Below are 4675 nucleotides of genomic sequence, written 5' to 3'. Positions count from 1 at the left end.
TCAAACAGATCATCGCCCTGCTTGACTGCGGCGCCTTCGGCCACAAACCATTTGGAAACCTTGCCGGTCTTCATGGTCAGACCAAGTTTCGGCATGGCAAGTTCTATGCTCACTGCTGTTCTCCTGCGATGTTGTGTGTTGGGGCGGAAGGCTGCCTTTGTGCCGTCAGCCGGGCCGATGCCGTCAGCGGTAAACCATGCCGCCGTCAATAAGCACGGCCTGTCCGGTCATGTAGTCGGAATCCGGCCCTGCCAGATAGGAAACAAAGGCGGCCACGTCTTCCGGTGTTTCAGGGCGACCAAGGGCTATGCCTTCGCAGTATTTCTTGTAGGTTTCGCCCTTGGGGGCGCCTGTGATTTTTGAAAAGCCCTCGTCAATGGCCACCCACATGTCTGTTCCGACCACGCCGGGGCAGTAGGCGTTTACGGTGATGCCGCTTGAGGCAAGCTCCCGCGCCGCTGCCTGGGTAAGGCCGCGCACGGCGAACTTGGTGGCGCTGTATGCGCCGATAAGGGCAAAACCGTCATGCCCGGCAATGGAAGAAGCGCTGATGATCTTGCCCTTCTGCTTGCGGGCCATGAATTTTGTGGCCGCTGCCTGAATACCCCAGAGCACGCCATTGACGTTGATTCTGAAGATGCGTTCAAGCTCCTCGGGTGTGATGTCCAGCATGGCCTTGACCTGAGCAATGCCCGCGTTGTTGATCATGACGTCAAAGCCGCCCAGTTCCTTTTCCGCATGGTCCACAGCGGCAAAAACCTGCGCGCGGTCGCTTACGTCGGCAATAAAGGTGGTGGCTTTGCGGCCAAGGGCGCGGACTTCATCGGCAACGGCGGCCAGTTTGTCCGCGTTCATGTCCACAAGGCAGATATCCGCGCCGTCCTTTGCCAGACGCAGGGCAATACCGCGTCCTATTCCCTGAGCCGAGCCGGTAACCAGAACAACTTTGCCGTTAATAGTCATGATCGTATCCTCCGTGTTGCCGCATGCCCGGCGCAAATTGGCGCAAAGCGGGCATGTCGTGGATGGCAGCACCCTGCGGGCCGCAAACTGCGTTGCATCAGACAAAAATTCCGTCGCCGCTGGCATTGCCAAGGCCGGGATGGATGTCGAAGCGCACAACGCCCACAGGCACCTTGACCGCCCGTGCGACCATTGCCGCGCCCTCGTAGCCAAAGCCGCCGCACAGTTCGATGGCAACGCAGCCGTCTTCATCCACGGCCTTCTGCGCCGCTTCAACGGCTTCCCTGTAAGAAGTCACGCCGATGGTCAGCAGTTCCACGCCGGGGGTGCGCGTCCAGCTGCGATGCTCGGCCTTGACGCCGTTTCCTTCGCCACGCGGACTCAGAAAAATGAATGCGGCCTTGAGTTTCATAAACATGCTCCTGGTGTTGGGGTGATCAGGCTTGCTGCCGGTCTGGGCCTAGTTGGCGTAACAGACCTGCGCGCCGCGCAAAAACAGCCCTCGTTGCCGGGCGTATTCCATGACGCGGGCCACATCCACCACGCGCATGGTGTCTTCTGACAATCGTATGCTCGCGCGCTGCCCGCGCCGAACCTCCACCTCGCGTTCGCCGTCCAGCGCCAGCACGCAGGGCGTGAGGGCCACAGGCACATCATCGCCGGGTAGCAGCTGGCGCACGCGGGAGACGCCCACGTCGGCAAAGAGGCCAGGGCCGATGGCGGCGCGCACGCGGCAGGCAAAATCGGGGTCAAGATCAAGGGCCAGACCGCGCGGTTCTTCGGGCGAGATGCTCATGAGCTGCCCGGCTACAGTGGAGAGGCCGATGCTGTCTGGTCGACAGCGGGAAACAACAATCTGGCTGACTCTGGTGATATCCCAGATGGCTCGGGAGCCAAGAAAAAGGTCGTCGTACACCGCTACGTCCACCAGAGCGATATCCCTGAACTGACCGTCCACATGCACTTCAAGCAGGCTGGCCTCGCGGCAGCCTTCGTCAATGGTTACGCCGCCGCAGGCGAGCACGCCCGCAGCAAGGCCAGCCACCGTAGCTTCGGCCATGACAGGAAAAACGTTGTTGGTGCCTGTGGAGAGCGGCAGAATGGGCGTTTTGCGCGCGCCCTTGCAGGCGGCGCGGCTTGTGCCGTCACCCCCCATAACGATGATGACCGCAACTCCTTCCTCTTGCATGAGGGCGGCGGCGTTGATGGTGTCCTCCTGCGTGTTGTGCAGGTAAATATCCACCGGAGCCACGTTCACAGGCGTTTCCAGAGCTTCAAGATCGCTCAGGGCGCGCGGCACGATGCCGTAGCCCTCGGGCATATACAGAACATCACGTACTCCGGCGGCGGCCAGACCAACCAGGATGCGGCGCACCATGCGCACCTTCTCCTGATTGTCAAAAACGCTGCCGTGCGCGACGATGCGGCGTATGTCCTTGCCTGATGCCGGATTGGCGATAATGGCTGCTTTCACGGTGACTCCGGTGGATGTAGTGCGCAGGCATGGCCTGCTGCATTGCGTGCAATGTCTGTTGCAACCCTGTGCCGCCGCGGCGGGGCAGGCCTTGTGCCCGTGCCTGCCCCTTGAACGCGGCTGTGTTACCGCAGCGACTTGACCGCAGCGACGATCTGATCCGCGCCGGGAATGTAGGCCTTTTCCAGCGGCGGGCTGAAGGGAACAGGGCAGTAGGGAGCGCCCACGCGCACAATGGGGGCGTCCAGATAATCCAGAGCCTCCTCGGCCACCATGGCGGCAATTTCCGCACCGGCTCCGGCGGTTTTGACGGCTTCGTGCGCAACCACAAGGGCGTGGGTTTTCTTGACGGAATTAAGGATGATGTCCTTGTCGAGCGGCACCAGACAGCGGGGGTCCACCACTTCGGCGCTGATACCCTGAGCTGCCAGGGTTTCTGCGGCCTGAAGGGCGGAGTGAACCATGAGCGAGGTCGCTACTATGGTCACGTCCGTGCCTTCGCGTTTGATTTCGCCCTTGCCAAGCTCAATGGGGGTCGCCTCGTCGCCCACTTCGCCTTCCACGCCGTACAGGATCTTGTGTTCGAGAAAGACCACGGGGTTGTCGTCGCGAATGGCGCTGATGAGCAGGCCCTTGGCGTCTGCCGGGGTGGAGGGGATGCATACCTTGATGCCGGGAATGTGCATGAACCATGCTTCAAGGCTCTGTGAGTGCTGGGCCGCAGCGCCCACGCCAGCGCCCTGGGGCATGCGCAGCACCATGGGCACCTTGGCCTTGCCGCCGAACATGTAGTGCATCTTGGCGGCCTGGTTGAAGAGCTGGTCAAAGGCAACGCCGATAAAGTCCACAAACATCAGCTCGGCCACAGGTCGCAGACCGGCTGCGGCGGCACCGGCGGCAGCGCCCACAATGGCGCTTTCCGTGATGGGGGTGTCGCGCACGCGGCGTTCGCCGAATTTGTCAAAAAGGCCCTGAGTCACGCCAAAGCAGCCGCCGAATTTGCCCACGTCTTCACCGATGATGAACACGTTCTCGTCCCGCTCCATCTCCTGGCGCATGGCATCGTTAAGCGCTTGCAGGTAGGTTTTGATCGCCATATTTTTCTCCATTCTGAAAAATCTGAAGGTGGTTTCCGCAGTTTCAGGCAAACGCTCTATGCGTACACGTCTTCCAGCAGGTCTTCCGGCTTGGGGAAGGGGCTGTCTTCCGCAAACTTGACGGCGGCTTCAATTTCTGCAGCCACAGACGCGGTGATGGCGTCCAGTTCCGCCTGCGTGGCAGTGCCGGATTCCACCAGCTTTTTGGCAAAACGCGGAATGGGATCCTTGGCCTTCCATTCTTCCAGTTCTTTTTCACTGCGGTACACGCAGGCATCACCCTCGAAGTGGCCGCGCCAGCGGTAGGTCTTGCATTCCACAAGCGAGGGGCCCTGGCCCTTGCGCGCGCGTTCCACGGCCATGGTCACGGCTTCGTACACGGCGAGCACGTCGTTGCCGTCAATGACAACGCCGGGCATGTCGTATCCGGCGGCGCGGTCGGCGATGTCGGTGATGGCCATGGATTTGCTCTGCGGGCAGGAGATGCCGTAGCCGTTGTTTTCATTGATAAAGATAACGGGGAGCTTCCAGGCGCTGGCCATGTTCAGCGATTCCTGCGTGGTGCCCTGGTTGGACGCGCCGTCGCCGAAAAAGCAGGCGCACACGCCCTTGGTGTCTTTGTACTGGCAGCTGAAGGCCGCGCCCACGGCCAGGGGGCCGCCGCCGCCCACAATGCCGTTGGCGCCAAGAATGCCGATATTGAAGTCGGCAATGTGCATGGAGCCGCCCTTGCCCTTGCAGTAACCGGTGGAGCGGCCATAGATTTCGGCCATCATGAGCTTGAGGTCGCCGCCCTTGGCCAGGCAGTGACCGTGGCCGCGGTGGGTGCTGGTGATCATGTCCGTCTGCTTCAGCGCTGCGCACGCGCCTGTGGCTACGGCTTCTTCACCAAGGTAGAGGTGGACGAATCCGGGTATTTTGCCAGCTGCAAAAAACTTTTGCAGCTCGCTTTCAAAAAGGCGGATCTTGGTCATGGTGCTGAACATTTCCAGCAGAACCTTTTTGTCGGGATGTTTCATGGTACTCTCCTCAGATTGCTGATTGTGGTGCCGACTCAGTCAATATCTACCGACACGGTCAGGGCCGCGCAGGCCAACACGATGTCGCTGCAACCGGGGCTGAAGCAGGCAACTTCAAGGCC

At 60.9% G+C, this 4675-nt stretch carries 6 protein-coding genes; all 6 read right to left on the bottom strand.

Features of this window, described 5'->3' with window-relative positions; all coding sequences use genetic code 11:
- Positions 1 to 95 (bottom strand): biotin/lipoyl-containing protein (locus VEZ52_RS14635; protein ID WP_414649505.1); only part of this gene is annotated, 95 nt, incomplete at its 3' end.
- An 88-nt stretch (positions 96 to 183) separates the two neighbouring features.
- Entirely contained in the window at positions 184 to 963 is a 780-nt protein-coding gene (locus VEZ52_RS06240) for an acetoin reductase (RefSeq protein ID WP_324836057.1), read from the bottom strand.
- 97 nt (positions 964 to 1060) lie between these two features.
- Positions 1061 to 1375 (bottom strand): DUF6506 family protein, encoded by a 315-nt coding sequence (locus VEZ52_RS06235; RefSeq protein WP_324836056.1) that lies wholly within the window; start codon positions 1373 to 1375, stop codon positions 1061 to 1063.
- Positions 1376 to 1423: 48 nt separating this feature from the next.
- Positions 1424 to 2437 carry an ATP-NAD kinase family protein gene (locus VEZ52_RS06230; protein ID WP_324836055.1) on the bottom strand — a complete coding sequence of 338 codons (1014 nt, stop codon included), beginning with the start codon at positions 2435 to 2437 and terminating at the stop codon, positions 1424 to 1426.
- A 125-nt stretch (positions 2438 to 2562) separates the two neighbouring features.
- Positions 2563 to 3528 (bottom strand): alpha-ketoacid dehydrogenase subunit beta, encoded by a 966-nt coding sequence (locus VEZ52_RS06225; RefSeq protein WP_414649504.1) that lies wholly within the window; start codon positions 3526 to 3528, stop codon positions 2563 to 2565.
- Positions 3529 to 3590: 62 nt separating this feature from the next.
- On the bottom strand, positions 3591 to 4553 hold the full coding sequence (locus tag VEZ52_RS06220; RefSeq protein ID WP_291442727.1) for a thiamine pyrophosphate-dependent dehydrogenase E1 component subunit alpha: 963 nt from the start codon (positions 4551 to 4553) through the stop codon (positions 3591 to 3593).
- Positions 4554 to 4675 lie beyond the last annotated feature (122 nt).

Source organism: Desulfovibrio sp. (genome assembly GCF_035644575.1).
Classification (GTDB): domain Bacteria; phylum Desulfobacterota; class Desulfovibrionia; order Desulfovibrionales; family Desulfovibrionaceae; genus Desulfovibrio.
The sequence above is the reverse complement of the archived record's forward strand: the minus strand, read 5'-3'. Positions and strand labels throughout refer to the sequence as shown.